The organism is Qipengyuania sp. NPDC077410 (assembly GCF_044543405.1).
Lineage (GTDB): Bacteria > Pseudomonadota > Alphaproteobacteria > Sphingomonadales > Sphingomonadaceae > Qipengyuania > Qipengyuania pacifica.
In genome coordinates, this window is sequence record NZ_JBITWB010000002.1 from 444,034 (window position 1) to 460,765 (window position 16,732).

The 16,732-nt window shown below is 60.2% G+C and carries 19 protein-coding genes; 14 read left to right on the top strand and 5 right to left on the bottom strand.

Annotation, left to right across the window (positions count from 1 at the left end):
- Positions 1-3: 3 nt before the first annotated feature.
- Both ACIGGE_RS10090 and ACIGGE_RS10095 read right to left on the bottom strand, forming a co-directional pair.
- Entirely contained in the window at positions 4-1,566 is a 1,563-nt protein-coding gene (locus tag ACIGGE_RS10090; protein ID WP_397490235.1) for a hypothetical protein, read from the bottom strand.
- 165 nt (positions 1,567-1,731) lie between these two features.
- Positions 1,732-3,897 carry a primosomal protein N' gene (locus tag ACIGGE_RS10095; RefSeq protein WP_397490236.1) on the bottom strand — a complete coding sequence of 722 codons (2,166 nt, stop codon included), beginning with the start codon at positions 3,895-3,897 and terminating at the stop codon, positions 1,732-1,734.
- Positions 3,898-3,962: 65 nt separating this feature from the next.
- On the opposite strand from ACIGGE_RS10095, the gene ACIGGE_RS10100 reads away from it, so the two are divergent.
- The 10 genes from ACIGGE_RS10100 to ACIGGE_RS10145 are packed head-to-tail and all read left to right on the top strand — an operon-like array spanning position 3,963 to position 13,226.
- Positions 3,963-4,658, top strand: a complete 696-nt coding sequence (locus ACIGGE_RS10100; protein WP_397490237.1) for a DUF4197 domain-containing protein — start codon at positions 3,963-3,965, stop codon at positions 4,656-4,658.
- Positions 4,659-4,703: 45 nt separating this feature from the next.
- Positions 4,704-5,549 carry a sugar phosphate isomerase/epimerase family protein gene (locus tag ACIGGE_RS10105; protein WP_397490238.1) on the top strand — a complete coding sequence of 282 codons (846 nt, stop codon included), beginning with the start codon at positions 4,704-4,706 and terminating at the stop codon, positions 5,547-5,549.
- Positions 5,546-6,205, top strand: coding sequence for a fructose-6-phosphate aldolase (fsa, locus tag ACIGGE_RS10110; protein ID WP_196846510.1), 660 nt, complete (start codon positions 5,546-5,548; stop codon positions 6,203-6,205). Before ACIGGE_RS10105 ends, fsa begins: the two co-directional genes overlap by 4 nt.
- Positions 6,206-6,219: 14 nt before the next feature.
- Positions 6,220-8,043 carry a cobaltochelatase subunit CobT gene (gene cobT, locus ACIGGE_RS10115; protein ID WP_196846509.1) on the top strand — a complete coding sequence of 608 codons (1,824 nt, stop codon included), beginning with the start codon at positions 6,220-6,222 and terminating at the stop codon, positions 8,041-8,043.
- Complete coding sequence (locus ACIGGE_RS10120; RefSeq protein WP_397490239.1) at positions 8,044-8,316, top strand: hypothetical protein; 273 nt, start codon at positions 8,044-8,046, stop codon at positions 8,314-8,316.
- Positions 8,313-8,987 carry a nitroreductase gene (locus tag ACIGGE_RS10125; RefSeq protein ID WP_301642519.1) on the top strand — a complete coding sequence of 225 codons (675 nt, stop codon included), beginning with the start codon at positions 8,313-8,315 and terminating at the stop codon, positions 8,985-8,987. Before ACIGGE_RS10120 ends, ACIGGE_RS10125 begins: the two co-directional genes overlap by 4 nt.
- A 26-nt stretch (positions 8,988-9,013) precedes the next feature.
- On the top strand, positions 9,014-10,459 hold the full coding sequence (cysS, locus tag ACIGGE_RS10130) for a cysteine--tRNA ligase (RefSeq protein WP_397490240.1): 1,446 nt from the start codon (positions 9,014-9,016) through the stop codon (positions 10,457-10,459).
- Entirely contained in the window at positions 10,447-10,767 is a 321-nt protein-coding gene (locus ACIGGE_RS10135; protein WP_397490241.1) for a DUF559 domain-containing protein, read from the top strand. The genes cysS and ACIGGE_RS10135 overlap by 13 nt, the downstream gene beginning before the upstream one ends.
- 37 nt (positions 10,768-10,804) lie before the next feature.
- Complete coding sequence (locus ACIGGE_RS10140) at positions 10,805-11,743, top strand: D-2-hydroxyacid dehydrogenase (protein WP_397490242.1); 939 nt, start codon at positions 10,805-10,807, stop codon at positions 11,741-11,743.
- 49 nt (positions 11,744-11,792) lie between these two features.
- On the top strand, positions 11,793-13,226 hold the full coding sequence (locus ACIGGE_RS10145) for an aldehyde dehydrogenase family protein (RefSeq protein ID WP_397490243.1): 1,434 nt from the start codon (positions 11,793-11,795) through the stop codon (positions 13,224-13,226).
- 22 nt (positions 13,227-13,248) lie between these two features.
- On the opposite strand, the gene ACIGGE_RS10150 is transcribed toward ACIGGE_RS10145, so the two are convergent.
- Both ACIGGE_RS10150 and ACIGGE_RS10155 read right to left on the bottom strand, forming a co-directional pair.
- Positions 13,249-13,602, bottom strand: coding sequence for a hypothetical protein (locus ACIGGE_RS10150; RefSeq protein WP_397490244.1), 354 nt, complete (start codon positions 13,600-13,602; stop codon positions 13,249-13,251).
- Complete coding sequence (locus ACIGGE_RS10155; protein WP_397490245.1) at positions 13,592-13,810, bottom strand: hypothetical protein; 219 nt, start codon at positions 13,808-13,810, stop codon at positions 13,592-13,594. Before ACIGGE_RS10155 ends, ACIGGE_RS10150 begins: the two co-directional genes overlap by 11 nt.
- A 139-nt stretch (positions 13,811-13,949) precedes the next feature.
- On the opposite strand from ACIGGE_RS10155, the gene ACIGGE_RS10160 reads away from it, so the two are divergent.
- The 3 genes from ACIGGE_RS10160 to ACIGGE_RS10170 all read left to right on the top strand — a co-directional run bounded on the left by ACIGGE_RS10160 (position 13,950) and on the right by ACIGGE_RS10170 (position 15,849).
- Positions 13,950-14,639: a helix-turn-helix transcriptional regulator gene (locus tag ACIGGE_RS10160; protein WP_375246968.1), complete on the top strand. Its 690-nt coding sequence runs from the start codon at positions 13,950-13,952 to the stop codon at positions 14,637-14,639.
- Positions 14,640-14,781: 142 nt separating this feature from the next.
- A complete protein-coding gene (locus ACIGGE_RS10165; protein ID WP_103024812.1) occupies positions 14,782-15,117 on the top strand; it encodes a hypothetical protein in 336 nt (111 codons plus the stop codon).
- A gap of 90 nt (positions 15,118-15,207) precedes the next feature.
- On the top strand, positions 15,208-15,849 hold the full coding sequence (locus tag ACIGGE_RS10170) for an MBL fold metallo-hydrolase (RefSeq protein ID WP_397490756.1): 642 nt from the start codon (positions 15,208-15,210) through the stop codon (positions 15,847-15,849).
- A gap of 41 nt (positions 15,850-15,890) precedes the next feature.
- Here ACIGGE_RS10170 and ACIGGE_RS10175 read toward each other — a convergent pair whose 3' ends face one another.
- Positions 15,891-16,289: an MAPEG family protein gene (locus ACIGGE_RS10175; protein WP_103024811.1), complete on the bottom strand. Its 399-nt coding sequence runs from the start codon at positions 16,287-16,289 to the stop codon at positions 15,891-15,893.
- 242 nt (positions 16,290-16,531) lie between these two features.
- Here ACIGGE_RS10175 and rpmF point away from each other — a divergent pair, with 242 nt between their 5' ends.
- Positions 16,532-16,711 carry a 50S ribosomal protein L32 gene (gene rpmF / locus ACIGGE_RS10180; RefSeq protein WP_067464131.1) on the top strand — a complete coding sequence of 60 codons (180 nt, stop codon included), beginning with the start codon at positions 16,532-16,534 and terminating at the stop codon, positions 16,709-16,711.
- The last annotated feature ends 21 nt before the right edge of the window (positions 16,712-16,732 follow it).

Sequence of the window (16,732 nt, forward strand, 5' to 3'; positions counted from 1 at the left end):
CGTTCATTCTGCGTCTTCCTCCTCATCATGGTCAAGTTTGGGGCGCAATTCTTCAAGCAGGGGTTGGGTAATTCCGGACTTGGCCTGCTCAACCATTTCGCGCAATTCTTCGATTTCTTCCCCCGAAGCATGTGGCAAATTTATGAGCGGGCCGAGAATAACTATCGCTTCGTCGCTGCGATTCTCGAGCAGCAGAAGATAAGCTAACGAGCGGCGAACGCCGATATCAAACGGAGCTATATCGAACGCCTTCTCGAGACCAATTTTAGCGGCGTCCGGAATGGACTCACCAGCATATACAAAAGTATTGAAGTACTCCGTGAGAACATCCGGACGGTTTGGATCTACGCTGTTCGCATCAACGAGCTGTTGTCTAGCCAGCTCGATCTTGGATGCATCACTTTCCGCACCTTCCAGCGCGATCCGAGCTAGGAATGTGCGGGCTCGTATAGAGTTGCTGTTTAGGGCTAGTAGTCCATTAGCCATGTCGGCAGCGGCATCTAGATTTTCAGCGTCAAATTCTGCTTCCATTGCAGCGTCTAAGACTGCAGGTGAGTTTGGATAGCTCGCAACAAGAGTTCGGCTAGTTTTTGCTAAATTTTTGGCATCGCGCTTACGGACCCCCGCGGTTGAGCGAATATGCAACGGCATAACGGCGGCTTCCGCCTCGGTAAGTTTGGTCAGCTCAATTTCTGGGTCGCTTCCTGCAGGGAAGTTGACAGATATAGCCCTAACTCGACCGCGGTGGTACTTACCCAAGTCTTTCTGCAAAATGTCTAAATCGCCAAATGCCTGAGTTGCAGCTTGCAGATTTGGAGTCCCCTCAGTCACGAGCCGTAGATATTTAGCTAGCTGTCCCTGCCTCGAAGGTTCGAAAGAGAGGTAACTCGTAAACATCCATCCATAGGCATACTGACGGGCAATATCGATCCCGCTAACTTTATTTTCTGTAGTATCTAAGTCTAAAATATCCTTTACATTGAAACTGAGTTCTCGCAGCACGAAGTTACGGTATCTCGGAGGTTCGCCTAGTACAAAGCCATCGTCAGTGAAGCGTATGGTGGCAAATAACTCAGCAAATCCTTCACTATACCAAAATGGATAAGCGGCAGGTGCGTGTTGACGAGAAAAATAGTGCGTGTATTCATGAAACAATACTTGCCCAGGGCTTAATTCTTCATGGGTTTGCCCCCGCGTCCCTAAACTACCGCGTGAACGACGTTCCTCCGTGGCGGGAGCGAATGCTACTGAATTGCCGGCTCTCGGGATAAAGAAACCAGCTACATCCCCTGAGTATGCCAACTCACCGACGTCTGAAACTGTACCCGTTTGGTATATCGTTACTTTCTCACTGTCATGAACGTTGCCTTCATCGAGAGGCAAGCCCCTGAATAGCCGCAGCGACTGGTGAAGGCGTTCTAGGTTGACGGCGACGTCTCGCGCTGTCTCCCTGCCGGCTTCAGATATTACACGAAAATGGTCGGTCTCTGCAGACCACCAGTCTTCGGCGGCCATTAAGGGCGTACCAATCATTGCGATGCCGAATACCAATAACTTTTTTATCATTTGCAGACCCCCAGACTAAATTAAGTGGTCTCGCCGGAAAATGTCGCATGTGTCGTGCGAACTAGACAGCACACAGTGCGATACAGGATTTCCGTAACCCCCAACTTGAAGCTATCAGCCTAAATACAGGCAGAAATCTTTGCAAGGGTCTGCGGGCAGTGGCGGTTAGACGAAACTGTAAGGATCGATATCGACTGCCACGCGCACGCCTGCGGGGTGATCGACCTGTGTCAGCCACCGTCGTATCACGTGCTGTAGTTGCACACTGCGACGGGCATTGATGAGAAAACGATAGCGGTAACGCCCGCGCAGCAGGGCCATGGGGGCAGGGGCCGGTCCCAGGATCATGCAGTCCGCCACATCCGGCCGGAAAGCACCAAGGCGATTGGCCGCCTCACGCGCTTCGCCGTCGTCTTCCGACGATATGATGATCGAGGCCCAGCGACCGAACGGCGGAGCGCCGGCCTCGCGCCGCATTTCGGTTTCGGCAGAATAGAAAGCGTCCCGGTCCCCCGCAGCGAGTGCGGCAATCACCGGGGCCCCGGGATGGCGCGTCTGGATCAGGACTTCACCCGGCTTTGAACCGCGTCCGGCACGCCCGGCGACCTGGGCCACCTGCTGATACGTCCTTTCCCCTGCGCGCAGATCGCCGCCTTCCAGCCCCAGATCGGCATCGACGACGCCGACCAGCGTCAACTCGGGGAAATGGAACCCCTTGGTGACCAGCTGGGTGCCGACGATCACGTCGATTTCACGCGCTTCAACCGCAGCGATAAATTCTGCGGCACGGCCCGGTGAATTGAGCGTGTCCGACGTGGCCACGAATACGCGGGCCTGTGGGAGCCGCTCGGCCACTTCGTCAGCAATCCGTTCCACGCCCGGCCCGCAGGCGACGAGGCAATCGGGTTCGCCGCATTCGGTGCAAGCCTGTGGTGCAGGCGCCTCGTGCCCGCAATGGTGGCAGGCCAGCCGGCGGGTGAAGCGATGCTCGACCAGCCAGGCGCTGCAATTGGGACATTGATACCGGAAGCCGCAATTGCGGCATAAGGTCAGCGGTGCATAGCCGCGCCGGTTCAGGAAAAGCAGCGATTGTTCGCCGCGCTCCAACCGTTCCTCGATCCCGTCGATCAGCCGCTGCGCCAGCCACATGCCCTGAGGCGGCTTTTCTTCGGTCAGATCGATCAACTCGATCGCCGGCAATTCCGCGCCGCCGAAGCGGCTGGGCAGATCGACCTTCGCGTAAATCCCGCTCTCCGCCATCTGAAGGCTTTCTAGCGCCGGGGTGGCGCTTGCGAGAATGACAGGCACCTTTTCGAAATGGCCGCGCATAACGGCGACATCGCGCGCATTGTAGCGCACGCCGTCTTCCTGTTTGAAACTCGTCTCATGCGCTTCGTCGACGACAATCAGCCCGAGCTTTGCGAACGGTAGGTACAGGGCGGAGCGTGCGCCGACCACCACCTGCGCCGAGCCTTCGCAAACCGCGCGATAGGCGCGCCTACGTTCGGTCGATTTGAGCGAGGAATGCCACAGGATGGGGGCGGCGCCGAAGCGTTCTTCGAACCGGTGGAGGAAGTTCTCGGTCAAGGCGATTTCGGGCAGCAGCACCAGCACCTGCCGCCCCATGCGCAAGGCTTCCGCCACAGGTTCGAAATAGGTTTCCGTCTTCCCCGACCCGGTTACACCATCGAGCAGGAACGGCGCGAAGTCCCGCTTGCGCACCGCAGCGGAGAACACGTCGGAGACAGCCTGCTGCTCAGCGCTCAGATCGACCTGTACGAAATCCGGGCGTGCGGTGTCGTAAGGCCGGTCGCAATCCACCTCGACAGGTTCGAGGACGCCCTGATTGACTAGCCCTCGCAGGACCCCTTCGGACACGCCCGCAATGCCCGACAACTCGCGAATGTTGGCCTGTTCGCCGTCCAGTGCGTCGATGGCTGCCTGGCGCTGGGGCGTCATGCGTTCCGGCAAGCCGCCGGTGAGGCGATATTCGGTCATCGTCGCCGGGCCCTTCAGCGCTCCCCCGGACGACAGCGCCATTCTTGCCACCCCGGCGAGGGAGGCGACGTAATAGTCGGCTGTCCATTCGATCAGGCGGCGCAGAGGGGCCGAAAGCGGCGGGACGGGTAATATACCGCGTAGCGGTCGCAGCTTTTCGGCCGGAACCTCGGTACCCGGCAGCCGTTCGGCCTCCCAGACGATTCCGATGACGGTCCGCGGCCCGAGCGGGCATTCGACCACCGATCCGGGTTCGACCCTAAGGCCTTCCGGCACCTTGTAATCAAGGGGCCCCAGGGCAGCATTGAGGACAAGGCAGCGCACGCGGTTCATCGCTCGGCCATATGGGCGGCGCAAGGCTATGGAAACAAGGGTGGGATGAAATGAGGACCAACAATATGAACGATATTCTCGTGAAACCCACCGGGCGACGTGCCCTGCTTGGCGGCATGGCGGCATCGGGTGGGCTGCTTTTGCTGCCGGCCTGTACGTCAGTGCCGCGCTTCAGTCTCGTCGATGCCGTGCAGCGTATGCTGTTCCTGTCGAGCGAGCGCGCCTTCGCACGCATGCTGCAGACCGACGGGTTCTGGGACCAGCAGGTTGCACAGGTCGGCTTCAGCAATCTGCTGGGCGCACGCGGGGATGTCCTGTCGCGGATACTGACCTCGGCCCTGTTCAAGGACCGACTGGACCGCGCGTTCGGCGACATCGCCTATGAAGGAGCAGCGCGGGCCGCACCGCTGGTTACCGATGCCGTTCGTGTAGTCGGTATCAACAATGCTCTCGATCTGGTGCGCGGCGGGCCGACGGCAGCGACCGCGTTCCTGCGCCGTTCGATGGGGGCCACGCTGGTGGAAGCGATGGTGCCGGAACTGGGCCAGGCGATACGTATTTCGCAGGACCCTCTGGTCGGCGAACTCATCCGGGGGCTGACGGGTGTTGATTTCGCTGGGGCGACCAATCGTTTCGCGACCAGTCTGGACAATACGATCTGGCGGGAAATCGGTGCGGAAGAAGCGGCGATCCGCCGTGATCCGAGGGCGACACGTGATCCCCTGATCATCGGCGTGTTTGGAGCCGCTGCGCAATATTGATCTAGACGGCTGGGCGCGCCGGGCACGGAATGGCATAGAACATCCATGCGAACCCTTCTCGTCGCTTTCCTTCTGGGCACCACAGCCTGCAGCACACCTGTGATCGAGCCTAGCCCCATCGTCGGCGCGCAGCTTTACACGGTGCGTGAAAGCATGGCGGCCGATCCTCTCGCAACGCTGCGTCGCGTTGCCGATCTGGGGTATCGCGAGGTGGAAATTGCCGGGACCTTCGGGGCCAAGCCCGAGGCGATTTGTCAGCAAACGCGTGCGCTGGAACTGCGGGTTGCGGCTGTGCATGCAGACTGGCAGTTGCTGCGTACGGATCCGGCGGCTGCAATCGCGGAAACCAAGGCGCTATGCAGCGATACACTCATTCTCGCCTGGTTGCCTGAAGATCAGCGGCAAACCTTGGCTCAATGGCGCGAGTGGGTGGAGCATTTGAACCTGATCGCCGACCTGGCAGAGCGGGAAGACGTGCGGATCGCGTATCACGCCCATGATTTCGAGTTTGCAGAGATAGACGGGATCCGGCCCATCGATCTGCTCATGGACGAGCTCGATCCGCGTATCGGCTTCGAACTGGACACATACTGGCTGGCTCATGCGGGCGAAGATCCTCTGCGTTTTCTTCAACGGCATGCCGATCGGGTCACCCATCTTCATCTCAAGGATATGGCGGGTAACGGAAGCATGGCCGATGTGGGCGAAGGCACGCTGCCGCTGGCTCAAATCATCATTCAGGCGCAGCGACAGGGCGTGCGACACTTTCTGGTCGAGCGCGACGATGCATCCGATCCGTGGGCCAGCCTAGCCGCAAGTCTTGACTCGCTGCGCGCTATGCCCTTGCAGCAGGACACAACTTCAAACGCCTTCCGGAGCGCGAATCCATGAAATTCTTCGTCGACACTGCCGACATCGCCGACATCAGGGAAATGGCCGACACCGGCCTGCTCGATGGCGTCACCACCAATCCGTCGCTGATCGCAAAGTCGGGCCGCGATTTCATGGAAGTAACCAAGGAAATCTGCGACATCGTGGATGGGCCCGTGAGTGCCGAAGTCGTCGCGCTCGATCACGACACGATGATGAAAGAAGCGGAAACGCTGCGAAAAATTGCCGACAATGTGTGTATCAAGGTTCCGCTGACGATCGACGGCCTGAAGACCTGCAAGAAGCTCACCGGCGACGGCACACAGGTCAACGTCACGCTGTGTTTCTCGGCCAATCAGGCGCTGCTCGCAGCCAAGGCGGGGGCGACCTTTGTTTCGCCTTTCGTGGGGCGGCATGACGATAACGGCTTTGACGGCATGGAGCTTATCGCCGATATTCGCCAGATTTATAACAACTACAATTTCGGCACGGAAATCCTCGTCGCCTCGGTTCGCAACCCGGTTCACGTGCTCAAGAGCGCGCTGATCGGGGCCGATGTCGCCACCATGCCGCCCGCCGTCATCAAGGGTCTGTTCAAACATATCCTGACCGACAAGGGCATCGAGGGCTTCGTCGCCGACTGGGCGAAGACCGGCCAGAGCATTCCGACACAGTAAGTGACCGACCATAAGTGACCGACCAGACGCCCCTCGACCGTTTCAAACAGGCGCTGACGAGCGCGTCGCGCGCGCTCGCGAACGAGCCTGAGGTCGAGGTGGCGTGGAGCGCGGATGCGCCTGCGCAATCGGGCAAGAATTTCCGTGTCCCGCTGCCTGGCCGAAATCTGCCCCGCGATCAGGCGATCGAGGCGCGCGGTTTCGCTGACAGCTTCGCGTTAAAGCTGCGCCACCATAACGAGGCGCTTCATAACAAGGGCGCGCCGCCAGAGCCCATCGCACGGGCTTGTTACGATGCCGTCGAACAAGTTCGCTATGAGGCGATCGGTTCGACCCGCTATGCAGGCATTCGCGATAATCTGAATTCGGCAGTAAAGCTCCGTACGGCATCGGATCCCATAGTGCGCGCGGACGAAGCGAAAGACGTGCCGCTTCCCACGGCGCTGTCGCTGATGCTGCGCGAGGCTTTGACCGGCGAGGCGATCCCCGAACGGGCTCAAGCGGCCGTCGATCTGGTTCGAGACGATATTCTTGCAAAGATCGGCACCGATATGGACGGGCTCGCCGATGCCCTCGACGATCAGCGCGCCTTCCAGGATCTGACGCTCGATATGCTGCGGCATCTCGACCTTACCCTTCCCGATAGTCCCGAACCGACCGATGCCGAAGATGGCGAGGACGAGGAAGGCGAAAACCCGGAAGAACAGGATACCGACGAGGAAGACGAAGGCGGGGCCGAACCGCAGGCTGCCGATGCGCGCAGCGAAGTCACCGACGGTGAGGCGGAAGGCGATGCCGATCAGGATGTCGATGGCGAGCAGGAAATGGCCGACGGCGACCCTTCGGATGACGGCGAAGAGGGTATGCAGCCCGTCCGGCCAAATCGGCCGTGGACCGATCTTCCCGATACTTTCGAATACAAGGCCTATACCGAGAAATTCGACGAGATCGTCGAAGCACCGGAACTGTGCGATAACGAAGAACTCGACCGGTTGCGGACCTATCTCGACAGCCAGCTCGCCGGATTGCAGGGCGTGGTCACACGTCTTGCCAATCGCCTTCAGCGCCGCCTCATGGCGCAGCAGAACCGCAGCTGGGATTTCGATCAGGAAGAAGGTCTGCTCGATGCCGCGCGTCTGACGCGGGTGGTCGTCAGCCCCGGTCACGCACTTAGCTACAAGATGGAGCGCGATACCGAGTTCAAGGACACGGTCGTCACGCTGCTGATCGACAATTCAGGTTCGATGCGTGGGCGGCCGATTTCCATTGCCGCGATCAGTGCCGACATACTTGCGCGCACGCTCGAGCGTTGCGGCGTGAAGACCGAAATTCTGGGCTTTACAACCCGCGCCTGGAAGGGCGGGCAGGGTCGCGAGATGTGGCTGGCCGATGGACGGCCTGCCAATCCCGGTCGCCTCAATGATCTGCGGCATATTCTCTACAAGAAAGCGGATGAGCCCTGGCGCCGTGCGCGCCGCAATCTCGGCCTGATGATGCGCGAAGGATTGCTCAAGGAGAACATCGACGGCGAGGCGTTGCTCTGGGCGCACGACCGCCTGCTCCGCCGCCCCGAGGACCGCCGCATCCTGATGGTGATTTCCGACGGCGCGCCGGTCGACGACAGCACGCTGTCGGTCAACCAGGCCGGTTATCTCGAGGGACATCTGCGCAAGGTGATCGACTGGATCGAGAAACAGTCGCCGGTGCAACTGGCGGCCATCGGGATCGGCCACGACGTGACCCGTTATTACAAGCGATCGGTGACGATCATGGATGTGGAGCAGCTTGGCGGGACCATCATCGAGCAGTTGGCGGATTTGTTCGAGGTGGACGGCTGAATGGATTGGACGCTAGCACTCACCGGCATGCTAGTAATTATTTGGTCTTTATCCGGTCTTTGGCGGCCTGAGAAAAATGTCGCTAGCGTAGAAGGGTGGCGGAAGAGGCTGAACGAATTAAAGGCCGGTGCGTCCGAAAGCTATTTTGAAGAACGGCGGCAATTGGAGGCGTATCCTCCACCAGAACATGCAACAATCACAAAGTTACGTGCTGTCAGCCTTGTGGGTATGAGCATTGGGGCAATACTGATCGTGATTTCAGCATTCAGATGAACGTCACCGAAGCCGTTCAGTCGCGCCGTTCCGTCCGCGCATTTCTCGACACGCCTGTCGAGCGTGAAATCTTGGCACGTATCCTAGAAAAGGCGCAGCGTTCACCGTCGGGTGGCAACACCCAGCCGTGGCACGGCATCCTCCTGACCGGCGATCCGCTGCAAAAGTTGTTCGACCGGATTGCGGAGGAATTTCCCAAGGGCCGCGCGGCGCATGCGCCCGAATATCACGTCTATCCCCCCGAACTGGATGGCGCCTACGAACAACGCCGCCGCGGGGTGGGCGAAGATATGTACGGCGCGCTCGAAATCTCCCGTGAGGAGAAGGCCAAGCGCCTGATGTGGTTCGCACGCAATTTCCAGGCCTTCGGGGCACCCGTATTGATGCTGGTCCACACGCCGAAATACATGGGGCCTCCACAGTGGAGTGATATCGGTATGTGGCTGCAGACCATCGCCCTGCTGCTGCGCGAGGAAGGGCTCGATTGCTGCTTCCAGGAAGCCTGGGCGGTCTATTCGCCGCAGATCCGCGAAGTGGTCGACATTCCCGAAGACCACATCTTCTTCTGCGGCATGGCAATCGGCTACCGCGATACAGAAGCGCCGGTGAACAATTTCGACGTCAAACGCGCCGGGACCGACGAGAGCGTGCGCTGGGAGGGTTGGCAGTAGGCGTGCCGCCACCTAATGCGCGTTTCATGACCGACGCGCCCCTGAAGCTGTTCAATTCGCTCACCCGCAAACTGGAGGAATTCCGGCCCGTTCACGAGGGGGAAGCGCGCGTCTACAGCTGCGGGCCGACAGTCTACAACTACCCCCATATCGGCAACATGCGCGCCTATGTCTTTGCCGATGTCCTTGGCCGCACGCTGAGCTGGAAGGGCTACGAGCTCACCCACATCATCAACATCACCGACGTGGGTCATCTGACCGATGATGGCGATGCGGGCGAAGACAAGATGGAAAAGATGGCTGCGGCCAAGGCGCAGTCGATCTGGGACATCGCCAAGCATTACACCGAAGCCTATTGGGCGGACGTGAAGGCGCTCAACATCCGCGAGCCGGCCAAGTGGTCGGTGGCGACCGATTACATCGACGAGATGATCGATTTCGCAAAGGGCATTGCCGACAGGCATTGCTACGAACTCGACACCGGCCTCTATTTCGACGTGTCGACAGTCGCCGATTACGGGAGGCTTGCTCGCGCGGTGACTGAAGAGGGCGAGGGACGGATCGAAACGGTAGAAGGCAAGCGCAACGCTGCCGATTTTGCGATCTGGCGCAAGACACCTGCGGGCGAGACACGGCAGATGGAATGGGACAGTCCGTGGGGCAAGGGCGCCCCCGGCTGGCATCTCGAATGTTCGGTCATGGGCGAAAAGCTGCTCGGCTTCCCCTTTGATATCCATACCGGCGGCATCGATCACCGCGAAATCCATCACCCCAACGAAATCGCGCAGAACCAGGCCTTCTGCGGTTGTGGCGGGCTCGATGTGGCGACACATTCGGGCGCGAAAATCTGGATGCACAACAACTTCCTCGTCGAACGGTCGGGGAAGATGTCGAAAAGCTCGGGAGAATTCCTGCGTCTGCAATTGCTGATCGACAAGGGCTACCACCCGCTCGCCTACCGCATGATGTGCCTCCAGGCGCATTACCGCAGCGAGCTGGAGTTTTCGTGGGAGGGGCTTGGTGCGGCCCTCACGCGGCTGAAGCGGATCGTCATGGCGGCGGAAAAGCTGCAAGACGCGCCCTTAGGCGATCGCTCGCACCCGAAATTTGCAGCCCTGCGGGACAAGTTCGCAGCCGCCATGTCGGACGATCTGAACACGGCGGTCGCCCTGGTCGCTCTGGAAGAAGCGCTGGCGATGAAAAAGGTCGATGCCAGTGTAAAGCGCGCTGTCATCGAAGAGATGGATCAGGTCCTGGGACTGGGACTGTTCGGCCTGACCCGCACAGATCTTCGCATCCGCCCCAGCGATGCCCGGATTACCGAAGGCGAGATCGAGGCCGAACTGTTCCGCCGCAAGGAGGCGCGCGTAGCCAAGGATTTCGCCGCGTCGGACGCGATTCGGGAAAGTCTTGCAGACAGTGGCGTAGAGGTTATGGATGGTGATCCTCTCGGATGGGAATGGAAGCTTTGACGAAGGCCGATCCGCAAGCAATCCTGTGGCAACATCTGAAAGACACGCCGCAGGGCTTGTTTTTCGTCCGCGACCATCCGGCAGAAGATTTCGTTCTGCCGTTCTATTGCGAAGAAGCGCATCTCGCCATCGAAGTGGATGACGATCCGTTCCGCCCACGGGACGATGCCGCGCGCGAACGGTGGCAGGATCGGCACAAGGTCGACATCATGCAGGTTCCGCCCAGCCACGTGCTGCGCAATGCCGGCGAAGTTGCGGAAGCAATCCTCGACATCGCTACCCGTCGCAAGGAACGGTTTGCGAAATAGTTTCTGAGCGGCAATGACAGGCGTCGAGGAGAAATCGATGACCAAAGCCGCCCTGTCCGCCATGATCCGTCCACTGGTCGAACCGCGCCTTCCCGAATGGGTCGAGCCGCTGTGGTTCACCAGCAAGGAACAGGCGCTGGATTTCGCGCCGCAGGCAGAGATCGGCTGGTTCGATCTCAATGAAAAAGAACCCATGATCGAAATTGCCCGGGCGGCGACCAACCTCAAATGGTTGAATTCGATCTATGCCGGGCTCGACTTCATGCCTCTCGACATTCTGAAAGAACGGGGTGTGGTCGTCACGAACGGGGTCGGCATCAATGCCATCACCATCGCCGAATACGTCGTCATGCTCATGCTATCCCATGCCAAGGGATATCGCGATGTGGTGCGGGCGCAGGATCGCCATGAATGGCTGCGTGACAGTCCGGGCAAGCGGGAATTGTCGGGCGAGCGTGTGCTTCTGCTCGGCATGGGCGCCATCGGTTCGTTGATCAAGACGCGCCTCGAAGCCTTCGACATGACGGTCGTTCCCGTGCGCCGTTCGGGTGCCGATGGTGCGCTTCGTCCGGGCGAATGGCGCCAGAAACTGGGCGAATTCGACTGGGTCGTGCTGGCCGTGCCATCCACTCCCGAAACGAAGCACATGATCGGCGCGCTGGAACTTGCTGCAATGCGCCCGAACGGTGTGCTGGTGAACATTGCGCGCGGCGATGTCGTCGATCAGGAAGCACTGGTCGCTGCCCTGCGGGAAGAAAAGATCGAAGCAGCACTGCTCGACGTGACGGATCCCGAACCACTGCCCGAAGATCACCCCTTGTGGGAACTTGGCAATGCGCAGGTCACCATGCATCTGTCGGGCAGGGCGCAGACGAAGATGTTCCAGCGGTCCGCCGATCGCTTCATCGAAAATCTCGAACGTTGGCACAAGGGCGAACCCGTCCAGCCGCAGCTCGACCTCGAGCTCGGCTACTGACGGAACGCTCCCGCTTGTCGCGCCGTTGATGCTCCGAACAGGAGATCACATGCCCAGCCTCAAGGAAACCTACCCGCTCTATCTGAACAACAAGGCACAGCAGCCGAACACCGATCTCGAGGTGATGGACAAGTTCACCGGCAAGGTCGCCTTCCGGACCGCGCTGGCGACGCCCGAAATCATCGATCAGGCGATCGCGGGGGCGGTGCAGGCCACGGAACCGATGGCGAAGCTCGCCAGCTACGAACGGCAGGCGGTGCTGCAGCACTGTGTCGATCGCTTCAAGGAACGCTTCGACGAGCTGGCCTATGCCCTTTGCGTCGAAGCGGGCAAGCCGATCAAGGATAGCGAAGGCGAAGTCACGCGCCTGATCGACACCTTCCGTATCGCGGCCGAAGAATCGGTGCGGATGTATGGCGAAGTCATGCCGCTCGACATTTCCGAACGGGCGAAAGGCTATCAGGCGATCTGGAAACGCGTTCCGGTGGGACCATGCAGCTTCATCTCGCCGTTCAACTTCCCGCTGAACCTGGCTGCACACAAGGTTGCCCCCGCCATCGCCGCGGGCTGCCCGTTCGTGATGAAGCCTGCCAGCATGACCCCGCTCGGTGCCATCATCATGGGCGAAGTTCTGGCGGAAACGGATTTGCCGGAAGGGGCCTTCTCGATTCTGCCAGCCCATCGCGACGGCGCCGATATGTTTACCGAAGACGAGCGGCTGAAGCTGCTCAGCTTCACCGGCTCGCCTGCCGTCGGCTGGGCGCTCAAGGCCAAGTCGGGCAAGAAGAAGGTGGTGCTCGAACTAGGCGGGAATGCTGCGGTCGTCGTCGACCGGGACGCCGATCTGGATGACGCGTTGGAACGGATCATCTTCGGCGCCTTCTATCAGAGCGGGCAGAGCTGCATCGGCGTCCAGCGGATCATCATTCACGAAGACGTGTACGACCGTTTCCGCGATATGATGGTCGAGAAGACCAAGAGTCTGGTCGCGGGCGATCCCAAGGACCGCGATACCTTTATCGGACCGATGATCTCGGAAAAGGAAGCGAGCCGGCTCAAGGGATGGATTGACGATGCCATCGATGGCGGCGCCTCTCTGCTGACCGGCGGCGGCTGCAAGGGCAACATGCTCGAAGCCACGCTGCTCGAAAACGTGCACAAGGATGCCAAGGCGCTCAACGAAGAAGCCTTCGGCCCGCTTGCCATTCTCCAGAAATTCTCCGACTTCGACGAAGCTCTGGCAGAGGTTAACCGAAGCACGTTCGGTCTGCAGGCGGGCATCTTCACGCGGGACCTGTTCAAGATGTTCGATGCGTGGGACCGGCTCGAAGTGGGCGGTGTGGTTATCAACGACGTGCCCAGCTACCGGGTGGACAACATGCCGTACGGCGGCGTGAAGGATTCGGGCTTGGGCCGCGAAGGGATCAAATTCGCCATGGAAGACATGACCGAAATCAGGAATCTCGTCGTCCGCCGAAACTGACCCTGTCGCGTTGCCGGACGGATCAACTCTCCTCCAGCAACAGCAGTTCGCACTGCACCAACAGCCGTGGCTCGGGTAGCAGCCGATGCTCGACCTCGAGTATCGCTGCGTCCGCCACGATCTGGCCGGGAATGGCAAATTCATGTTCGGGCAGTTCTGCGACGAACATTTCGCCAGTCGCGACGGCGTCCGCTCCTGCGAAAACAAGCTTGAGCGAATGGCGGGTGCCAGCGAAGGTAATGCTCGCCCATGCTTTCTCCGTATGGGTGAGTACTTTCCCGTCGCCGCTATGCAATTCGGCGAGAGCCTTGCGGACACGATCAGCAGATGTGCGGCGGGCCCGGGGCGATCTGGCTGAATTGCTCTCAAGCAACATAGGCAGTCTCCTGGGCGGCGGGGGTGACGGTACGGGCAGCTTCGAAGCCTGCCATGAACCCGCGGATGCGTTGCTCGGTGCGGTCGCGCGGTTCGCGACCCATCCGCAAATCGAGTACGAATCGCGGGTCCTGAATGGCCAGTCGGCCGAATTTGGTGGCCGGCATTTTGTGCTGCCGGAGGAATTTCTCGACGGATCGGATCAGCATGCGAAGGCTCCCGGTAGGCTGGTCTGACAGACGAATCGCTCGTCTTGTTCCTCATTTGTTCCAACCGAAATCCTACTTGTCTAGGAAAAATACTATGGTATAGGATTTTTCCGCGATCCAGCCAACAAGGAGGCCGGTCATGGACTTTGTCGAACCGCTCGATCGGTACGAGCCCGAGGAACGCTATGCCCGCGCACGACTGCGGGAGATCATTCGTGAGAAGGGGCACAGCCTGTCGGCCCTGGCCCGCCTGATCGGGCGTAATCCGGCGTATCTGCACCAGTATGTCGGTCGTGGAAGCCCTCGGCATTTGGACGAGCCGGACCTGATGAAGATTGCCGAATTCCTGGGCGTCGATCACGAGGTGATCGCCACGCGGGAGATCGTCCGGCCGCGCTCCTCGCGAATGCAGGACTCGGGCGATACTGAAGGCTTCGTGCAGGTGCCGCGCCTGCCGTTGGAGGCTTCGGCCGGGCCGGGTGCCTTCAGTGCGGAGGAAATTTCCTATGACGCCTTTCAGTTCTCCCGCCGCTGGCTGCGCGAGATGGGGCTGGAGGGCGCCGACCTGACCGCCATTCGGGTCGAAGGCGACAGCATGGAACCGCTGCTGCGTTCGGGCGACGAGATCTTCGTCGATCGCAACAAGCGGGGCGGTGAGGGAGTGTTCGTGGTCCGCATCGGTGATGCGCTTCACGTCAAGCAGGTCCAGTCCCGCGGTCCCGGCGACATCGCCCTGATCAGCGCCAACGATGCCTATGCGCCGATCGAGCTGGCGCGCGACGAAATCGAGGTCATCGGTCGGGTCGTGTGGAAAGGGGGCAGGCTTTGACTCTATGCCCAACTCCTCTGTGGATCGTGGTGTCTAGGGGGGCGAGCATGCGCAAATGGAACAAACGCCGGGTGACGACGTAACTCCCATACTCCTGGCGCTCTGGTGGATGTGGCAGGGACATCACACGAGGAGACATCGTATGCGCAAGGCTCTACTTCCCATCGCTATCGTCGGCGCACTGTCGCTGTCCGGTTGCGCAAGTTACGGCCTCGGCGGAATTGGCGGCGGCTCGGATGGCTACGGTTCCGATTACGGATATGGCTATAATGGTCGCGACGATTTCGAACGCGCCGCTGTCAATGCCTGCGGGCGTGAAGCTTCGCGCTATGGGCGAGTTTCGATCAACTCTGTCAATCAGGAAAGCCGCGATAGGGTAGTGGTTACCGGGCGTATGGAAACGCGCCGTGGCGATCGCGATCGCTTCGGCTGCACCTTCGACAGAAGCGGTCGGATCACCGATTTCCGGCGCCTCTGATACGCGGGCGGCAATGGCAATGCGCGCTTGCAAAAGGGTAGGCGCGCAGCCATTTCAGCCCGCATGACCGACACTGCAAGCAAGCCCCCGATGAAAGCCGGTATCGTCCCGGTCACCCCTCTGCAGCAGAATTGCTCGCTGATCTGGTGCACTGCGACCAACAAGGGCGCGCTGATCGATCCGGGCGGCGATCTGGGCAAGGTGAAGGCCGCCGTGGCCAAGACCGGTGTCGAACTGGAGAAAATTCTCATCACTCATGGTCATATCGACCACTGCGGCGAAGCCGGGGTGCTGGCCAAGGAACTCGGTCTACCCATCGAAGGGCCGCAGGAAGCTGATCGTTTCTGGATCAGCCGCCTGGATGATGACGGCGCAAAATACGGCGTTAACGGTCAGGTTTTCGAACCCGACCGCTGGCTCGAAGATGGCGACACCGTTACTGTGGGCGATCTGACGCTGGAGGTCATCCACTGCCCCGGTCACACGCCCGGCCACGTGGTTTTCTTCCATCGGCCCAGCAAGTTCGCCGTCGTCGGCGACGTTCTCTTTCAGGGCAGCATCGGGCGTACGGATTTCCCCATGGGCAATCACCAGGACCTGATCGATGCGATCACGCAGAAGCTCTGGCCATTGGGCAACGATGTGACCTTCATCCCGGGTCATGGCCCCACCAGCACATTCGGGCAGGAACGCAAGACCAACGCCTTCGTCAGCGACTACGCGCTTTCCTGATACTTTGCCGGGCCGGGACGCAGGACCCGGCCTGCACAATCCTACATCACGCCAAGCACGATCAGCACGGCCACCGCCGCCAGCCCGAGCTGTGTCAGCATCGTCACAATCGTCCCGATGGAGCGACCTTTGCCCAGCGTCCCTCCGTCCATACCGAAACCGTGGGCGACACGGCCCAGCATGTAGATGGCAACCACCCAGGCCAGCCAGGGATTCCCGCGGCCCGCCAGTTCTATGCCCGCCACCAGCACCAGTACGAAGGCCGTATTCTCCACGAAGTTGAGCTGCGCCCGCATCCGGGCGGTCAGCGGGCCGCCGTCATCGTCGCCGACGGAAATCTTCGTCGCCATGCGCATCTGGCCTACGCGAATGCTCAGCCAGAGATTTATGATTGCCGCTGCTGCAGCCGCGGTCAGTGTAACCGGCAGGATAACGCCCATGCTTGTCCTTCCCTTGCGATCTCTCCACCGGAGACCCATCTGGGGTGCTAGGGTGATGGTTCGCGCCGCGCAATGCCGATCAGGCAGCGATACGGGTTGCATCCCCTGTGAATTTCGCTATAGCGCGCGCCTTCACCGCCACGGTCGGGATATTCGGGTTCACGCGCTCTTGTGCGGTGCCGGACCATCCCCTAGGGCGGCCACCGAAATTGATTGAAATTGTTTGAGGAACAGGTGCCGCCATGGCCGTCCCCAAGAGGAAAGTATCGCCCCACCGTCGCGGCAATCGCCGTGCGCATGATTCGCTCAAGGTTGAAGCGCATCACGAGTGCTCGAACTGCGGTGAACTCAAGCGTCCGCACAATCTGTGCCCGCACTGCGGCTACTATAACGGTCGCGAAATCATCGCCGTCGGTCTTTAAGACCGTCAGCAAAGCCGGAGA

Coding starts and splice junctions, on each gene's coding strand:
- ACIGGE_RS10090 (WP_397490235.1), bottom strand. CDS start 1,566: ATGATAAAAAAGTTATTGGTATTCGGCATCGCAATGATTGGTACGCCC.
- ACIGGE_RS10095 (WP_397490236.1), bottom strand. CDS start 3,897: ATGAACCGCGTGCGCTGCCTTGTCCTCAATGCTGCCCTGGGGCCCCTT.
- ACIGGE_RS10100 (WP_397490237.1), top strand. CDS start 3,963: ATGAACGATATTCTCGTGAAACCCACCGGGCGACGTGCCCTGCTTGGC.
- ACIGGE_RS10105 (WP_397490238.1), top strand. CDS start 4,704: ATGCGAACCCTTCTCGTCGCTTTCCTTCTGGGCACCACAGCCTGCAGC.
- fsa (WP_196846510.1), top strand. CDS start 5,546: ATGAAATTCTTCGTCGACACTGCCGACATCGCCGACATCAGGGAAATG.
- ACIGGE_RS10120 (WP_397490239.1), top strand. CDS start 8,044: ATGGATTGGACGCTAGCACTCACCGGCATGCTAGTAATTATTTGGTCT.
- ACIGGE_RS10125 (WP_301642519.1), top strand. CDS start 8,313: ATGAACGTCACCGAAGCCGTTCAGTCGCGCCGTTCCGTCCGCGCATTT.
- cysS (WP_397490240.1), top strand. CDS start 9,014: ATGACCGACGCGCCCCTGAAGCTGTTCAATTCGCTCACCCGCAAACTG.
- ACIGGE_RS10135 (WP_397490241.1), top strand. CDS start 10,447: ATGGAAGCTTTGACGAAGGCCGATCCGCAAGCAATCCTGTGGCAACAT.
- ACIGGE_RS10140 (WP_397490242.1), top strand. CDS start 10,805: ATGACCAAAGCCGCCCTGTCCGCCATGATCCGTCCACTGGTCGAACCG.
- ACIGGE_RS10145 (WP_397490243.1), top strand. CDS start 11,793: ATGCCCAGCCTCAAGGAAACCTACCCGCTCTATCTGAACAACAAGGCA.
- ACIGGE_RS10150 (WP_397490244.1), bottom strand. CDS start 13,602: ATGTTGCTTGAGAGCAATTCAGCCAGATCGCCCCGGGCCCGCCGCACA.
- ACIGGE_RS10155 (WP_397490245.1), bottom strand. CDS start 13,810: ATGCTGATCCGATCCGTCGAGAAATTCCTCCGGCAGCACAAAATGCCG.
- ACIGGE_RS10160 (WP_375246968.1), top strand. CDS start 13,950: ATGGACTTTGTCGAACCGCTCGATCGGTACGAGCCCGAGGAACGCTAT.
- ACIGGE_RS10165 (WP_103024812.1), top strand. CDS start 14,782: ATGCGCAAGGCTCTACTTCCCATCGCTATCGTCGGCGCACTGTCGCTG.
- ACIGGE_RS10170 (WP_397490756.1), top strand. CDS start 15,208: ATGAAAGCCGGTATCGTCCCGGTCACCCCTCTGCAGCAGAATTGCTCG.
- ACIGGE_RS10175 (WP_103024811.1), bottom strand. CDS start 16,289: ATGGGCGTTATCCTGCCGGTTACACTGACCGCGGCTGCAGCAGCGGCA.
- rpmF (WP_067464131.1), top strand. CDS start 16,532: ATGGCCGTCCCCAAGAGGAAAGTATCGCCCCACCGTCGCGGCAATCGC.